This window comes from Sphingomonas sp. LH128, from assembly GCF_000293195.2.
Lineage (GTDB): Bacteria > Pseudomonadota > Alphaproteobacteria > Sphingomonadales > Sphingomonadaceae > Novosphingobium > Novosphingobium resinovorum_A.
This window is the reverse complement of sequence record NZ_ALVC01000164.1, coordinates 1-15,133: the sequence shown is the minus strand read 5'-3', so window position 1 is coordinate 15,133 and position 15,133 is coordinate 1. Positions and strand designations below refer to the sequence as shown.

The window sequence follows — 15,133 nt, the reverse complement described above, 5'->3', positions numbered from 1 at the left end:
AGCCGCCGTCGGGGATCTTGGTGGCGTTGGCGGCGAAGTAGGCGCCATCGACCACGAAGAACGTGACGATCACCGGGATCGCCAGGGCCTTGTGCCATTTCCACACGACCAGCAGCATCACCGCCATCAGGCAGGTGTCGATCAGCATCGCCCCGGTCACCGCGATGCCGTAGGCCGAGGCGAGGTTCGACGAGTTCTGGAACACCAGGACCAGCACGATCACGCCGGTCATCAGCGCCCAGTTGACGAAGGGGATGTAGATCTGGCCCGCCTCGTGCTCGCTGGTGTGGCGGGTCGAGAGCCGCGGGATGAAGCCCAGCTGCATCGCCTGATGGGTGATCGAGAACGCGCCCGAGATCACCGCCTGGCTGGCGATGAAGGTGGCGCAGGTCGCGAGGATCACCAGCGGCAGGCGCAGCGATTCGGGCGCGAGGTTGAAGAACGGATTCTCCATTGCAACGGCCGCCTGCGCGTCGTCGAGACCCAGGATCATCGCCGCCTGCCCGAAGTAGTTGATGAGCAGGCAGGGCATCACGAAAGCGAACCACGAAAGGCGCAGCGGGCCGCGCCCGAAGTGCCCCATGTCCGCATAGAGCGCTTCCGCCCCCGTCACCGCCAGCACCACCGAGCCGAGCGCCAGGAAGCCGAGGATCTTGTCGGTCAGGAAGAACTGGATCGCGTACCACGGGTTCAGCGCCACCAGCACCTCGGGCATCTGAACCAGATGGTAGATGCCCAGCACCGCGAGCACGGTGAAGTAGGTCACCATGACCGGCGCGAACAGCGCGCCGATCTTGGCGGTGCCGCTCTTCTGGATGACGAACAGCGCGATCAGCAGCACCAGCGCGATCGGCAGCACGAAGGGCGCGAGGTCCGACTGGACGACGGTGAGGCCCTCGACCGCCGAGAGCACCGAAACCGCCGGGGTAATCATCGAATCGCCGTAGAACAGCGAGGTCGCGAAGACGCCGAGCAGTACCACCAGCGGCCCGTAGCCGGACTTGCGGATCGCGCCCGAGATCAACGCAACGAGCGCGAGGCTGCCGCCCTGCCCCTTGTTGTCCGCGCGCATCAGCACGCCGACGTACTGCACCGACACCACCAGCGTCATCGACCAGAAGATCAGGCTGACGACGCCGAGTACGTGCAGTTCGTCGATCGCCAACGGATGCGGGCCGACGAAGGTTTCGCGGAAGGCATAGAGGGGGCTGGTGCCGATGTCGCCGAAGACGACGCCGACCGCGCCAAGCGCGAGCTTGGTGATATTGCCCGAGCCCTGGCCGTGATGGCCGCCCGAACTGTGAGACTCACCCGCCGTCGAAGGAACGTAAGGTGTGTCTGCTGGAGAATCACTCATTCATGCGTCCTGTAATGGACTCGCAGACACGCTAGAGCGGCTGCGGCAGGCTTGCGCCGTTAGCAGCATGAATGGGGCCAAGCAACGATACTTACAATCCCCGCGCCCGGCGGCAATGTTCCGTTCAGGGATTGGCCGGGCCGGGCTGAACGGGCGCCGATTCGGTCGGGGCCTGACCGTTTTGCGCCGCGATCGCGGCGTCGAGGCGCATCAGTTGCTGGGCGAGCGGCAGGCGCCATGGCGCATCCTCGGGTGCGGTCTTCACAACATCCACCCACAAGGCACGCGCCTCGGCGAGTTTCCCCTCGCGCGCATAGGCGAGGCCGAGGAAGAATCGTGCGCCCGGCGCATCCGGCTCCGCGTCGATCGCACGCTGGTAGGCGTAGAGCGCGGGCGGCGTCAGCATGTTGTCTGCGTGGGCGACCAGCGAATTGGCCAGCGCCAGCCAGGCGTCGGCGTTCTTGGGGTCATCCTCGATCGCCCCGCGAAGGACTTCGGCGGCATCGGCATACTGACCGTTGCGAGCGAGGCCATCGGCGATCACCACCCAGCGGTTGTTGGTCGGGATGCCGCTATTGGTGACCTTGGCGCGGCCTTCGACAAGCGCGGCGGGGTCGGCGGACACGGACTCGGCCGAATCCTTCGGCGCTCCTGCCAAGCTCGGGGAGCCCTGCGTCACGTATCCCGCGATGCCGAGCAGCAGCGCCGAAGCCACCGCCTCGCGGCATCCGCGCGGCACCTTGAATACGAAAAGCAGCACCGCCAGCACGAGGACGGCCAGGCCGATCACGAAAACCCAGGTCACTGCCCGGCTCCTTTTGCGGAAAAGCGGCGCCGCAGCAGCAGGAAGGCGATGAGGAGCAGCACGCCCGGCACCGCAAACAGCGGCCAGGTCAGGCCGGTGAGCTGCGGTGCATAGCTGACGTAGTCGCCGTAGCGCTCGATTAGCCAGGCGCGGATCTGCTCGGGAGTCTCGCCCGCCTTGATCCGCTCACGCACCAGCGAGCGCATCGAACCCGCGATCGGCGCGTCCGAATCCGCAATCGACTGGCCCTGGCACTGAAGGCAGCGCAGGGTCTCCATGAGATCCTGCGCCTTGGTTTCCTGCGCCGGATCATCGAGCTGTCGGTAGGCGTAAGGCGCAGTGGACTGCTCCTCCTGCGCGAACACGGGAGCCGCGAGAGCAAGTGCAACGAGAGCGATGAGGCGCTTCACTGGCCCGCCTCCTTCAGCTTCTCGAGCAGCAGCCCGAGGTGCTCGGGCCGGATTTCGCCGATGTGCTGGTAGACGATCGTGCCCCTGCCATCGACCACGTAAGTCTCCGGAACGCCGGACGAGCCGAGCGCCAGTTGCACTTTCCCGTCATCGTCCGCGCCGATGCGCTGGAACGGGTCACCGTTCGTTTGAAGGAAGCCCTGCAGGTTCTCGGTCGTGTCGCGCACCGAGATGCCTTCGATAGGAACCCCGGCCTTGGCCAGCGCTCCGAGTTGCGGCGCCTCGACGCGGCAGGGAATGCACCAGCTGGCGAACACGTTGACGAGGTGCGGCTTGCCGTTGGCGAGCACCTTGCTGTCGAGGCCGGGCCGCCCCGGCAAGGCGGCAGGCAGATCGAACTGCGGCATCGACTTACCGACGAGCGCGGAGGCGACATTGCGGTCCGCCGGGCGATAGAGCCCGACGATCACCAGCGCCACGAAGCCGAGGAACAGCGCCAGCGGCAGCCAGATCGCCCAACGAGGCGCTTTTGCGGGTAAATCGCTCATCGTCCCTGCTTCTCGCGCCGATAGGCGATCTTGTCCTTGGCCACGATCCGCCGCACGTCGGCCGCCACCCGGCCCAGCAGCGCCAGCAGGCCGCCCAGCGCGATCAGCAGACCGCCGATCCAGATCAGCGGCGCGAAAGGCTTCCACCACAAGCGCAGTTGCCAGCGCGATTGCTTCTCGCCATCGACCTTGGGCGCCTCGCCGCCGAGCACGGCGTAAAGCTGGCCATTCCAGCGCGTCAGCAGCGCCGATTCGCTAGTCTGCTGCGGCGGCGCCCAGAAGCTGCGCGACTGCGGGAGCATGCGTGTCACCTTACCGTCGATACCGTAGCGCACCAGCAGGCGCGCCTCCATCGCCGTCCAGTTCGGCCCGGCGACGGGCTCGACGGTGTCGAGCTTGACGCCCCATGGCCCGACTTGCGTGACCTCGCCCATGCGCACGGCGACCAGCTTCTCGACCGAGAAGGCGCTCTCGCTGCTCATGCCAAACAGAGCGACGGCAATGCCGAAGTGCGCGACGACCATGCCCCAGATCGGCAGCGGTGTGCGGCGCAGGTTGCGGCCCTTGAGCGGCAGCAGGCTGGCCCAGCCGAGCCCGACCGAGAGCGCAAGACCGATCCAGGGCAGCAGCGCGACACCGCCCAGAACCAGCACGCCGATCCCGCCCGCGACGACCAGCATCGCGGGGATCACCAGCCCGCGGCCGACGCGCCCGAACTTGTCCCGCCGCCAGCGCAGCAGCGGCCCGACCATGAGCACGACCAGCATAGGCACCGCGAACAGCGCGCTCATCGCATTGAAGTATGGCGGCCCGACCGAGACCTTGGCTCCCATCGCCTCTGCGAACAGCGGGTAAAGCGTGCCGAACAGCACGATGCCCAGGATCGCCGAGAGCATAACGTTGTTCACCACCAGCGCGCCCTCGCGGCTGACGAAGGCGAAGCGCTCGCCCTCGGTCACCGTCGCGGCGCGCAAGCCGAACAGCACCAGCGCGCCGCCGATGTAGATCGCCAGCAGCGCGAGGATGAACGTGCCGCGCTGCGGATCGACGGCAAAGGCATGCACGCTCGTCAGGATGCCCGAGCGCACCAGGAACGTGCCGATCATCGACATCGAGAACGCAACCACGCCCAGCATGATCGTCCAGGCGCGCAGTGCATTGCGCGCCGCCAGCACGCCGCACGAATGGAGCAGTGCCGTCGCCGCCAGCCAGGGCATCAGCGAGGCGTTCTCGACCGGGTCCCAGAACCACCAGCCGCCCCAGCCCAGTTCGTAATAGGCCCAGTACGAACCGGCGGTGATGCCCACGGTGAGGAATATCCACGCGCCCAGTACCCACGGGCGCATCGCCTTGGCGAACGCCGGGCCGACCTCACGCGTCACCAGCGCGCCGATGGCGAAACTGAACGCGATCGAGAGCCCCACATAGCCCAGGTAGAGCGTCGGCGGATGGAACGCGAGGCCAAGGTCCTGCAGCAGCGGGTTGAGCCCGTTACCCTCCATCGGCACCGGCGAAAGCCGCTCGAACGGGTTGGAGGCGAGCAGCAGGAAGGCATAGAAGCCAAGGCTCACGAAAGCCTGCCCGGCCAGCGTCGCCAGCATGGTGCGTTCCGGCAAGCGCTTTTCGACGAGCGCCACGAAGGCGCCGCCCAGCCCCATGACCGTCACCCACAAGAGCATCGAGCCCTCGTGGTTGCCCCAGGCGCCGGCGATCTTGAACACCAGCGGCTTCATCGAATGCGAATTGAGCGCGACCAGCTTCACCGACAGATCGGTGACCGAAAAGACGTAGATGAGACAGGCGAAGGCCAGCAGCGCCAGCCCGCCCTGCACCACCGCCACGGGGCGCACCGCACCGCCGAGCACGGCGCCGCGCTCTGTCAGCCCCAGCGCACCGGAAACGAGTTGCAGCGCCGCCAGCGCCGCCGCCAGCCAGAGGGCGGCAAGACCTAGTTCAGCGATCATTTGGGTTCAGCGATCATTTGGTTTCTTGCATGACCTTCTGGGCCTGTTCCCTGGACATGTCCTGCATCTCGCGGGGCACGTAGTTCTCGTCATGCTTGGCGAGGAGGTTGTCGGCGACGAATGTGCCGTCCGTGCCCATCTTGCCCTCGGCGACGACGCCGGATCCCTCGACGAACAGCGAGGGCACGATGCCCTTGAAGGTCACCGGCACGCGTGCCTTGCCGTCCTGCACGGCGAAATTGATCGTCACTCCGTCCGCCGCCGTCTTGAGCGAGCCCTTCTCGACCATGCCGCCAAGGCGCACGGCGCGGCCGGGCTCGGGCGGCCTGGCGACGATCTCGCTCGGCACGTAGAAGTAGCTCGCCTGATTGCGCAGCGCCCATGCGGCGAGCAACGCCGCCCCGATGAGCACGACCAGCGCGACGATCAGCAGCACGAGGCGCTGGTGCTTGGCCTTGATCGGGCTCTTGGCGACCGTCGCCATCAGCGGTTCCTCGCCGAATCACGGCGCTTTTCTGCGCGGCGCATCGAAAGCAGCGCCCATGCGACCATCGCCAGCGTCGCGCCGACGCCGACCACATAGGCCGCGACCACGAAGGTCCATGGGTCCATCGCCTCACGCATCAGAACGCCTCCACTTCGGCACGCGCTTTCCTGCGCAGCCGCGCCTCGGCCTGCTGCTCGGCCAGGATCGCACGCATCCGCGCCAGCACGACGCCTGCGAAGATCAGCGTGAAACCGAGCATCGCGGCAAGCAGCGGCACCAGAAAATCGCCCGACATCGCGGACTTGCCCACGGTGATGCTCGGCGGCTGGTGCTGGCTGTTCCACCAGATCACCGAGTAATGAATGATCGGCACGTTCACCGCGCCGACGAGCCCGAAGATGGCGGGCGCGCGATTCTGGCCGCCGTCCGCAGCCTCGCTCGCCTGCGACAGCGCCATCCACCCGAAGTAGAGGAACAGAAGCACCAGCATCGAGGTCAGCCGTCCGTCCCATACCCACCATGTCCCCCACGCAGGACGCCCCCACAGCGAACCTGTAAGTAAGCAGACGGCGGTAAAAACCGCGCCCGGCACCGCGCAGGCCTTCGCCGCGATGGCCGCGAGCGGATGACGCCAAACGAGTTCGGTGAAGCTCGCGCCCGCGATGCCCATCCACCCGGCCATGCCCAGCCAGGCGGCGGGCACGTGGAGATAGACGATGCGCACCGTCTCTCCCTGCAGGCGCTCGGCAGGGGCGACGAACAGCCCCCAGCCCAGCGCCGCGAAGGCGACGACCAGTCCCGTGCCCATGCACAGGGGCATCAGCCAGCGGGCGATGCGCAGAAAACGGGCGGGGTTGGCAAAGCCGTGCATGACAGGCGCGCTTCTATAGTGCGTGTTGAAAGGAGCAAGTGACTCAGATCAAAGCACAGCGCTTTTCATGCGCCAATCGGGCATTGGTATCATGATGCCGCTATGAGCATCACACTGTGGTAAAAGGGAGAAAATGGGGCGATCGATGGGGTTCGAACCCACGACCTCCGGTACCACAAACCGGCGCTCTAACCAACTGAGCTACGATCGCCACAGGCGCACTCGAGAGGCGCCGCGTCCGGCATCGAACGCTGCTGCATCCGGTGCGGAGCGCGCCTTTTGCACAGCGCGCGGATTCTTGCAAAGCAAAAATGCGGAGAGGCGAAATTTACCTGCCCGGTACCTTGCACGCGATTTTCCTGCGCCCTGCCCGTGGCTAAGGTCGGCGCATGGACGAACCCGGCGAATCATCGGCTGCAAGACTGCTATCCCACCCCGGCGTTCAGCGCTTCCCATCTTCTCGGCTCGACCTGTTCATCCTGCGCGAGTTCCTTAGCGCCGAGCGCTGCGCGCAGTTGGTCGATCTGATCGAGACCAACAACCGCCCCTCGACCATCGCCGACTACAACGGAGACGATGCGTTCCGCACCAGTTCGACCTGCGACCTGTCACGCGACTATCCGGTGGTCGACGAACTGGCGCAGGCGCTGTCCCGCCTTTCCGGCATCGACCTTGCTCATGCGGAACCGCTGCAGGGACAGCGCTATGAAGTCGGGCAGGAGTTCAAGGCACACACCGATTATTTCGAGCCCGACAGCGCCGATTTCGAGAAATACTGCAAGGTTCCCGGCCAGCGGACCTGGACCTTCATGATCTACCTGAACGACGTCGAGGCCGGAGGCGCGACTCGCTTCAAGGTCATCGACAAGATGATCCAGCCCGAGACCGGCAAGCTCATCGGCTGGAACAACCGCCGCGCCGACGGCAGTTGTAACGCGGCGACGCTTCATCACGCGATGAAGGTGCGCAAGGGCCGCAAGTACGTCATCACGCAATGGTATCGCGAGCGCCCCTGGGGCTGAACCGATGGGGCTTCGACAAGCTCAGCCTGAGCGGATTTGAGAAGTTCTCTCTATTCCGCTCAGGCTGAGCTTGTCGAAGCCCCATCGGCAAAAGCCATCAGCAGCCGCCCCGGGATGAGCCCGGGACGGCTGGCAGCCCGGCTTACTTGGCCGCAGCGATCACCGCGCAAGCGATGCGCCCGCCGGCATTACCCGAAGGCTGGCTGGTGTAGTCGTCCACGCCTGCATGGATCACCAGCGCCGAACCGTCCGCGTCGAGCAGCGACTTCGGCCCCGGCGAGAGCGTCACGCCGGAATTCAGCACCTGCGTCTTGAGCAGGCCGTCCGCGCCGACATTCTGATTCGGCATGTCACCGCCATGCGGCCCCGTAGCGACCATATAGCCGTGCTGGTGATCGCCGCCGGTGAAGTGGCCGCCCGAACTGTCGAACTTGGTCGCGGTGTCGCACACGCCCTTCTGGTGGAAGTGGAAGCCGTGCTCACCCGCCGGAATGCCCTTGGCCTCGGCGCTGACGAGGACGCCTGCCGGGGTCTCCTGCAGCATGACCATGCCGATGGTCTTGCCGTCCAGCCCAATCAGATCGGCGTGGATCATCGGCGCGGCGGCCGCCGTCGTTGCGGAATGGCCGGCATGCTCGTCAGCTGCGCTGGCCGCGCCGGCGAGCGAGAGCAGGACCGCCGAGGCGGCGAGGATGCGGGAGGATCGCTTCATATCGTATCTCCGGTCTTTCGGGCTGGATGGCTGCGAAACGCAGCCGCACGCATGGACGTTCCCCCGCCCCGCGTGGACATTCACGACCCTAAAGCCCTGCACATGAAAGGCAATCGCAACTGGCAATGAAATTTTGCACGCTATGCGGACAACAAAAAAAAGGCGGCCCCAGGGACCGCCTTCTTCGTGAAGCTGATGTTCGGAGCCTGAAGCCCCGCCCAATCAGTTCTTCTTGAGCGTGAGACCGCCGAAACGCTTGTTGAACTGGGCCACGCGGCCACCGTCCTGAAGCTGGGCCTTGCCGCCGGTCCATGCCGGGTGCGAGGTCGGATCGATGTCCAGAACCAGCGTGTCGCCTTCCTTGCCCCAGGTCGAGCGGGTCTGGAAGGTGCTGCCGTCGGTCATCTGCACCGTGATGGTGTGGTAGTCGGGATGCGTATCGGCCTTCATGGGTCTATCTCTTTCGCATGTGGCCGGTTCCGACCGGCCTGGCTTGGAAAGCGGCGCGCTTACAGCGAAGCGGGCCGAAATGCAAGGGTGAAGAAGCCCACCCCTGCCCCTCCCGCAAGCGAGAGGGGAATGAGAGGTCCCCGCCAACACAGCCCTCCCGCTTGCGGGAGGGCCGGAAGCCTTGGCAGCTTGCTGCCTAGCCGGACGGGGTGGGCAGCAGCCTCAGGCGTCCGCGATCATCGCCGTGAAGTTGACCTCGCAGGTCACCTTGTCATCAACGGAAGCCTTGCCCCAGAACTTGCACACGCGTGAACGCTTCTGGACGAAGCCGGTGCGCAGTGTCAGCAGGTGCCCCGGGGTCACGGGGGCGCGGAACTTCGCGTCCTCGATCGCCATGAAATACACCAGCTTGCCGGTCCCGGCGAGGCCGAGGGTCTCGATCGCGAGGATGCCCGCAGCCTGCGCCAGCGCCTCGATCTGGAGGACGCCGGGCATGATCGGTCGGCCGGGGAAGTGCCCCTGGAAGAAGTCCTCGTTGAAGCTCACCGCCTTGACCGCCTCGATCTCCTCCTCGGAGATCGAGACCACGCGGTCGACGAGCAGCATCGGGTAGCGGTGCGGAAGCGCCGCCAGGATCTTCGCGGTGTCGTACACGACTTCGGCCTTATCGCTCATGCCCGTGACGTCCGATCAGCGGCCCGAGGGCTGCGTCGCCGGCGCGGCGCCGGCCGGAGCCTGGCCCTGCGCGGCAGCCTGCTGCGCACGCTGTTCACGAACCTGGCGCGGCTCCCAACCGGCGGGCGGAACCAACTGCGCCGAGGGGATCGACGTGTTCAGCTCGTTCAGGATGTCCTGGTTGAGGTTATAGGCGCCGCCGTTGACCGCGAGAATCGCGTCGGGCGAGATCAGGATCGACACGCCCTTCTTGGTCATCGCTGCCTTGACCGCATCGTTCAGCTTGTCTTCGATCTGCTCGTTGACGTAGGCCTGCGACAGGCCGACCGGCTGCAGGATGCGCTGGAGTTCGGCCTTGCCGTTCTCCTGGATCTGCTGGATCGAACCGGCCTGCTGCTCAAGCGCGGCCTGCGTGACCTTGCCGCCCTGACGGTCGGCGTTGAACTTGTCGATCAGCGGCTTGATCTGGGCGTTGAGCGCGTTCTGACGGATCTGCGCCTGGTCGAACTGCGCCTTGAATGTGGTCTGGCGCTGCGTCTCGGCGGTCTTGAACGCGTTCGAGTTGGCGATCACCGCATCGAAGCTGGCAACGCCGAGCCCCTGCACGATGGTGCCGCCGGTTGCGGGGGCGGCGGCGGCCGGAGCGGGCTTGGCAGCCAGCGCGGGCTGCGCCGAGACGGCGGCGAACGCGAGGCCGGCAGCCAGCGCGATGGTCTTGTTCTTGGTAATCATCAGAACTGGGTTCCCACGTTGAAGTTGAATGCCTTGGGATCGTCGCCGTACTGCTTGAGCAGAACGCGCGAGAAGTCGATGCGGAACGGACCGAAAGGCGAGTTCCAGTTCACGCCGATGCCGATGGCGACACGCGGCTTCCAGGTATCGCCGACGAATTCCTCGGCGAACCTGTACTGATATTGGGCCTGACCATCCACGAGATACGGAGTGCTCGTCACAGTCGTCGTCTGATTGCCACTGGCATCGAGGTATAGCTGGTTACAGCCCGGGTTACACTGTGTGAGCGCCGGCGTCTTGACGCTCCACACCGCACCGACGTCAGCGAAGATCGACGGGCGCAAGCCCATCTCACGCGCACCCGAACCCAGCGGAATTTCCATCTCCGCACGACCCATGTAGTAGTAGTTGCCGCCCAGAGCGTCGTCGGTCCAGTTGCTGCGGTCGGTCGAGACGCTGCCGTCCGTGTTCAGCTGCTTGCGCAGCACGCGCGGGCCGACGCCGCGGATGGCGAAGCCGCGGAACTGCGGCTGACCGAGGTAGAAGCGGTCGGTCAGGCGGATATCCTGACCCGAAAGGCCCTTGATCACGCCACCTTCCCCCGAAAGCGAGAAGATGAAGCCGTGGCCCATGTTGAAGAACTTCGACGCATTGCCGCGAACTCGAGCATACTTCACGTCGCCGCCGAGCCCTGCGAAATCGACGTTGATCGACGCCGTGGTGCCACGCGTCGGACGGACGCGATTGTCGAGCGTATCGTAGATCAGAGAGGCGCCAACGATCGAACTGAGGCGCTTCCCGATCGCGTCACACAAGTAACGCCCGGCGATTAGCGGACTGCACTGCCCGTTCGCGTCGTAATATTCGCTACCGAGGCTAACGTCATCGTAGTTGAGCGTATAGCTGCCCACCGCAGTCAGATACTCGGTCAGCGGCACACCCGCACGGACATTGAAGCCGGTAGTCGACTGCGAGTACGTGGTATTACGATTGGTGTTATAGTAGTTGAAGCTGTTGTAGTCGCGGCGGTAGATATTGACGCCGAGCGACACGTTCTTGTCAAACAGGTAAGGCTCGACGAAGCTCGCCTCGACGCTCTTCGAATAGCGCGAGATGCTGCCCGACAAGCCCACCGTCTGGCCACGACCGCGGAAGTTGCGCTGGCGGATCGATGCCTGGAAGATGAAGCTCTCAAGGCTGGAGAAACCTGCCGAAAGCTGGAGTTCGCCGGTCGGCTTCTCCTCGACGTTGGCTTCCAGCAGGATGCGATCGTCGGCGCTGCCGGGCTTCTGCTCGACCTCGAACTTCTCCTGGAAGTAGCCGAGCGACTTGATGCGATTGGTCGAACGCTTGACCTGCAGCGAATTGAACGCGTCGCCTTCCGCGAGGCGGAACTCGCGGCGCACGACCTTGTCCTGGGTCAGCGTGTTGCCGTTGATGTCGATCTTCTCGACATAGACGCGCGGCGCCTCCTGGATCACGAAGGTCAGCCCCATGGTGAGGTTTTCCTTGTCGCGATCGTACTGCGGGCGGACGTCGGCAAAGGCGTAGCCGAAGGCACCGGCAGTCTCGTTCAGACTGTCGATCGTGTCCTCGACCTGCTTGGCGTTGTACCAGTCGCCCTTGTGCATCGGCAGGCGCGACGCCATCTTCTCGCCGTCGAAGTCGCGCAGTTGGCTTTCGACCTTCACGTCGCCGAACTTGTAGCGCTTCCCTTCCTCCACCACGTACGTGATGATGAAGTCCTTCTTGTCCGGCGTCAGTTCGGCCACCGCCGAGACGACGCGGAAGTCGGCATAGCCCTGCGTCAGATAGAACTGGCGCAGCTTCTGCTGGTCGAAGGCCATGCGATCGGGGTCGTAGCTGGTGCCCGAGCTGAACAGACGGGTGAAGCGCGCCTGCTTGGTCACCATCTGGCCGCGCAGTTCGCCGGCCGAGAAGTGCTCGTTGCCGATGATGTTGATCTGGCGGACCTTGGACTTGTCGCCCTCGGTGATCTCGAAGACGATGTCGACGCGGTTCTGGTCGAGCGAGACCATCTTCGGCTCGACGGTCGCGGCGTAGCGCCCTTGGCGCTTGTACAGCTCGATGATGCGGGCGACGTCGGCGCGAATCTTGGAACGGGTGAAGATCTGGCGCGGCGCGACCTTGATCTCGGGAAGGATCTTGTCGTCCTTGATGCGCTTGTTGCCTTCAAGGATGATGCGGTTGACGACCGGGTTCTCCTGAACCGTGATCGTCACCACGCCGTTGTCGAACGCAACCTGCGCGTCCTTGAACAGTTCGGTGCCGTAGAGGTCCTTCAGCGCGGCGTCGGCGGAAACCTTGGTGTAGTTCTGGCCGACGCGCATCTTGATGTAGGACAGGACCGTCTGCGCCTCCAGACGCTCGGCGCCCTTCACCACGATGGTCTGGATCGGCTGGCCTTCCTCGACCGGCGCCACCACGGCCGGGGCCGGAGCGGCGGGAGCGGCAGGAACCGGCGCACGCTTGCCGGCCTTTGCAGCTTGCGCGGAAGCCTCCATGGGCATCCCCGCGAGAATGGTGGTCCCGAGGAGCACTGCTGCAACTTGCGAGCCCCAGAGGCCTCGGGCGCTGCGCGCTCCAGTGCCGCGAACCATTTCCCGTCCGATCATTCTACGCAAAATCCCGTATTCGCTTTCGCGATGAAAAACAGACCACCGGCGGGAGCGCACCCAGACCCGCAGGCAATCGCAGCCATCTGCCCGATGGAGCCGGTCCAATCAAGCAGACAAAACCCGGCAACATTGTGATCGCTCGTGAATCCCTCCAGGCTATCCCCCGAAAATAGGGAGAGAGGCCAGGTCATTGACCGTGACGAAGACCATCAGCGCCAGCACCAGCGCCACACCCGTCTTTATCGCCCATTCCTGACTGCGTGCACCCAGGGGTCTGCGCCGGACCAGTTCAGCCGCGTAGAAAGCCAGATGTCCGCCGTCGAGGCCAGGAATTGGCAGGAGGTTGATGAATGCCAAGTTAATCGAGATCAGGGCGGCGAACTCCACGAAGGCTTCCCAGCCCAGCGTGAAAGTCTGCCCTGAATACTGCGCGATCTTGATCGGACCGCCCAGTTCGCGGACAGATCGGTCGCCCGTGAAGATCTGGGTTATGCCGGTCACCATGTTGCCCATGGCGCGGAAGCTCTGCTGGAATCCGAGAGCGACGGCATCGACCGGGCCGACCTGCTCGAAGCGGCCTGCGCGTACGCCGATCTGGCCGACCTTCTGCGGCTTGCCCTGTGCGTCAGGGATCGAGCCTTCGGTCACCTTGACCGAGAAAGTGCGGACTTCGTCTCCGCGCCGCACCGAGAGATCGACACTGCGCCCCGCCTGCGGGCGGATGAGTTCGGGGATGTCCTCGAAGCTGGTGATTGCGGCGCCGTTCACCGCGACGATGCGGTCGCCCACCTTGAGCCCGGCGTCCTCAGCCGGCGAATCGCCGTAGAAGCCGCCGACGACGGGCGGCATCATCCGCACGCCGATGTCGCCGATCTTCGCCTTGTTACCGAACTGGTCGCTGAACTCCTGCGTCGCCAGCTTCACCGGAAGGACAAGCGTGCGCCCTGCCCGCTCCACCGCGATCGGCAGCGTCTTGCCGGGGAAATACGCAACGCGGCCCGGCACGTCGGTCGCTCCGTCAACCTTGTCACCGTCAATCGCGACGATGCGGTCGCCGACGCGCATACCCGCCGCCTGCGCGGGCGAGTTGGCGGTAAAGCCGCTGATCTCCGCATCGTTGACGACGCGGCCGTAGATCGAGAAAAACCCGGCGAAGATCGCGACGCACAGCAGCAGATTGGTCAGCGGTCCAGCGAATACGATCAGCGCGCGCTGCCACAGCGGCTTGGAATGGAAGGTCTGCGCCCGCTCACGCGGGGAAAGGCCTACGTCGTCGGGCTTCGGCGCGCTCGTCGGGTTCATGTCGCCCGCGAACTGGACGTAGCCGCCGAGAGGCAGCGCCGAGAGCTTCCAGCGGGTGCCGCGCTTGTCGGTCCAGCCCGCGAGTTCCTTGCCGAAACCGATGGAAAAAGCGTCCGCCTTCACGCCGAACAGGCGGCCGACGAGATAGTGCCCCAGTTCATGGATCAGGACCAGTGGCCCCAGAACCAGGAGGAAGGCGAAGATCGTCGTCAGAATTCCTGGTGAACCGGTCAAGCTATGCCTCTCTTCAGGTGCTGGTCACGAGTACGCGCGCCCTCGCCCGGGCCTCCGTGTCCACTTCGAGGACGTCGGAGAGGCTGCCGGGCGGCGGCGGCGCATATGAGCCTAGCACGTCTTCCACTTGTGCAGAGATACGCGTGAACGAAATCTGACCGCCAAGGAACGCAGCAACGGCGATTTCGTTCGCGGCGTTGAGTACGGCGGGGATCGCCCCGCCCGCCTGCGCCGCCTCGCGCGCCAGGCGGGTGGCGGGAAAGCGCACTTCATCGGGCTTGCGGAAGGTCAGTTCGCCGATCTCGGCAAGGTCGAGCGGGGCGCAGGGCGTGTCCATGCGCGCGGGCCAGGCCAGCGCAGAGGCGATCGGCACGCGCATGTCCGAAGGGCCGAGCTGCGCCAGTGTCGAGCCGTCGCGGTATTCGACCATCGAATGCACCACCGACTGCGGGTGGACGATGATCCGCAGCTTATCGAGGCCAACGGGGAACAGGTGGTAGGCTTCGATCAGTTCGAGGCCCTTGTTGAACATCGTCGCCGAATCGACGCTGATCTTCGCGCCCATGTCCCAGTTGGGATGGCGTACCGCCTCGGCCGGGGTGGCGGCGCTGAGGCGCTCCCACGACCAGTCCCGGAACGGGCCCCCGCTGGCCGTCAGGGTGATCCAGCGCACATGGGCATGGTTGTTGCCGGTGAGGCACTGGAAGATCGCGTTGTGCTCGGAATCGATCGGCAGCAGCGTGGCTCCATGCCGCGCGACGGCGGCCATCATAACCTCGCCTGCCGAGACCAGAGCTTCCTTGTTGGCAAGGGCGATGATCCCGCCCTGCTCGATCGCCGCCATCGTCGGCGCAAGGCCGGCACAGCCGACGATCGCCGCGACGGTGACGTCAGCGCCGCGCGCAGCCGCCTCGATCAGCGCGGC

16 protein-coding genes and 1 tRNA gene are annotated in these 15,133 nt (G+C 65.2%); 1 reads left to right on the top strand and 16 read right to left on the bottom strand.

Annotated features, from left to right (window positions below):
* From LH128_RS13860 to LH128_RS13825, 9 genes are all read right to left on the bottom strand, one after another.
* A partial coding sequence (locus LH128_RS13860) for a potassium transporter Kup (RefSeq protein ID WP_008830272.1) occupies positions 1-1,357 on the bottom strand: 1,357 nt, incomplete at its 3' end.
* 124 nt (positions 1,358-1,481) lie between these two features.
* On the bottom strand, positions 1,482-2,162 hold the full coding sequence (locus tag LH128_RS13855; protein WP_008830271.1) for a tetratricopeptide repeat protein: 681 nt from the start codon (positions 2,160-2,162) through the stop codon (positions 1,482-1,484).
* Positions 2,159-2,572, bottom strand: coding sequence for a cytochrome c-type biogenesis protein (locus LH128_RS13850; protein WP_008830270.1), 414 nt, complete (start codon positions 2,570-2,572; stop codon positions 2,159-2,161). Before LH128_RS13850 ends, LH128_RS13855 begins: the two co-directional genes overlap by 4 nt.
* The gene (locus LH128_RS13845) at positions 2,569-3,120 is read right to left on the bottom strand and encodes a DsbE family thiol:disulfide interchange protein (protein WP_008830269.1); all 552 of its coding nucleotides are present in this window, start codon (positions 3,118-3,120) and stop codon (positions 2,569-2,571) included. The genes LH128_RS13850 and LH128_RS13845 overlap by 4 nt, the downstream gene beginning before the upstream one ends.
* Positions 3,117-5,084: a heme lyase CcmF/NrfE family subunit gene (locus LH128_RS13840; RefSeq protein ID WP_008830268.1), complete on the bottom strand. Its 1,968-nt coding sequence runs from the start codon at positions 5,082-5,084 to the stop codon at positions 3,117-3,119. The genes LH128_RS13845 and LH128_RS13840 overlap by 4 nt, the downstream gene beginning before the upstream one ends.
* Positions 5,085-5,097: 13 nt before the next feature.
* A complete protein-coding gene (gene ccmE, locus LH128_RS13835; RefSeq protein ID WP_008830267.1) occupies positions 5,098-5,568 on the bottom strand; it encodes a cytochrome c maturation protein CcmE in 471 nt (156 codons plus the stop codon).
* Positions 5,568-5,708 (bottom strand): hypothetical protein, encoded by a 141-nt coding sequence (locus LH128_RS33430; protein ID WP_008830266.1) that lies wholly within the window; start codon positions 5,706-5,708, stop codon positions 5,568-5,570. The genes ccmE and LH128_RS33430 overlap by 1 nt, the downstream gene beginning before the upstream one ends.
* A complete protein-coding gene (ccmC, locus tag LH128_RS13830; protein WP_008830265.1) occupies positions 5,708-6,442 on the bottom strand; it encodes a heme ABC transporter permease CcmC in 735 nt (244 codons plus the stop codon). Before ccmC ends, LH128_RS33430 begins: the two co-directional genes overlap by 1 nt.
* Positions 6,443-6,576: 134 nt before the next feature.
* Positions 6,577-6,653: transfer RNA gene (locus LH128_RS13825), tRNA-His, on the bottom strand.
* A 178-nt stretch (positions 6,654-6,831) separates the two neighbouring features.
* On the opposite strand from LH128_RS13825, the gene LH128_RS13820 reads away from it, so the two are divergent.
* Complete coding sequence (locus LH128_RS13820) at positions 6,832-7,464, top strand: prolyl hydroxylase family protein (RefSeq protein ID WP_008830264.1); 633 nt, start codon at positions 6,832-6,834, stop codon at positions 7,462-7,464.
* Between the two features lie 142 nt (positions 7,465-7,606).
* On the opposite strand, the gene LH128_RS13815 is transcribed toward LH128_RS13820, so the two are convergent.
* The 7 genes from LH128_RS13815 to dxr all read right to left on the bottom strand — a co-directional run.
* Complete coding sequence (locus LH128_RS13815; RefSeq protein WP_008830263.1) at positions 7,607-8,176, bottom strand: superoxide dismutase family protein; 570 nt, start codon at positions 8,174-8,176, stop codon at positions 7,607-7,609.
* A gap of 222 nt (positions 8,177-8,398) precedes the next feature.
* Complete coding sequence (rpmE, locus tag LH128_RS13810) at positions 8,399-8,626, bottom strand: 50S ribosomal protein L31 (protein ID WP_008830262.1); 228 nt, start codon at positions 8,624-8,626, stop codon at positions 8,399-8,401.
* Positions 8,627-8,848: 222 nt separating this feature from the next.
* Positions 8,849-9,301, bottom strand: coding sequence for a 3-hydroxyacyl-ACP dehydratase FabZ (fabZ, locus tag LH128_RS13805; protein WP_008830261.1), 453 nt, complete (start codon positions 9,299-9,301; stop codon positions 8,849-8,851).
* A gap of 15 nt (positions 9,302-9,316) precedes the next feature.
* Positions 9,317-10,033: an OmpH family outer membrane protein gene (locus tag LH128_RS13800; protein WP_008830260.1), complete on the bottom strand. Its 717-nt coding sequence runs from the start codon at positions 10,031-10,033 to the stop codon at positions 9,317-9,319.
* A complete protein-coding gene (gene bamA, locus LH128_RS13795; RefSeq protein WP_327195163.1) occupies positions 10,033-12,669 on the bottom strand; it encodes an outer membrane protein assembly factor BamA in 2,637 nt (878 codons plus the stop codon). Before bamA ends, LH128_RS13800 begins: the two co-directional genes overlap by 1 nt.
* A gap of 159 nt (positions 12,670-12,828) precedes the next feature.
* The gene (gene rseP / locus LH128_RS13790) at positions 12,829-14,208 is read right to left on the bottom strand and encodes an RIP metalloprotease RseP (protein WP_008830258.1); all 1,380 of its coding nucleotides are present in this window, start codon (positions 14,206-14,208) and stop codon (positions 12,829-12,831) included.
* A gap of 13 nt (positions 14,209-14,221) precedes the next feature.
* A partial coding sequence (dxr, locus tag LH128_RS13785; RefSeq protein ID WP_008830257.1) for a 1-deoxy-D-xylulose-5-phosphate reductoisomerase occupies positions 14,222-15,133 on the bottom strand: 912 nt, incomplete at its 5' end.

Coding starts and splice junctions, on each gene's coding strand:
- LH128_RS33430 (WP_008830266.1), bottom strand. CDS start 5,708: ATGCGTGAGGCGATGGACCCATGGACCTTCGTGGTCGCGGCCTATGTG.
- bamA (WP_327195163.1), bottom strand. CDS start 12,669: ATGATCGGACGGGAAATGGTTCGCGGCACTGGAGCGCGCAGCGCCCGA.
- fabZ (WP_008830261.1), bottom strand. CDS start 9,301: ATGAGCGATAAGGCCGAAGTCGTGTACGACACCGCGAAGATCCTGGCG.
- LH128_RS13845 (WP_008830269.1), bottom strand. CDS start 3,120: ATGAGCGATTTACCCGCAAAAGCGCCTCGTTGGGCGATCTGGCTGCCG.
- ccmE (WP_008830267.1), bottom strand. CDS start 5,568: ATGGCGACGGTCGCCAAGAGCCCGATCAAGGCCAAGCACCAGCGCCTC.
- rpmE (WP_008830262.1), bottom strand. CDS start 8,626: ATGAAGGCCGATACGCATCCCGACTACCACACCATCACGGTGCAGATG.
- LH128_RS13800 (WP_008830260.1), bottom strand. CDS start 10,033: ATGATTACCAAGAACAAGACCATCGCGCTGGCTGCCGGCCTCGCGTTC.
- LH128_RS13820 (WP_008830264.1), top strand. CDS start 6,832: ATGGACGAACCCGGCGAATCATCGGCTGCAAGACTGCTATCCCACCCC.
- LH128_RS13840 (WP_008830268.1), bottom strand. CDS start 5,084: ATGATCGCTGAACTAGGTCTTGCCGCCCTCTGGCTGGCGGCGGCGCTG.
- ccmC (WP_008830265.1), bottom strand. CDS start 6,442: ATGCACGGCTTTGCCAACCCCGCCCGTTTTCTGCGCATCGCCCGCTGG.
- LH128_RS13815 (WP_008830263.1), bottom strand. CDS start 8,176: ATGAAGCGATCCTCCCGCATCCTCGCCGCCTCGGCGGTCCTGCTCTCG.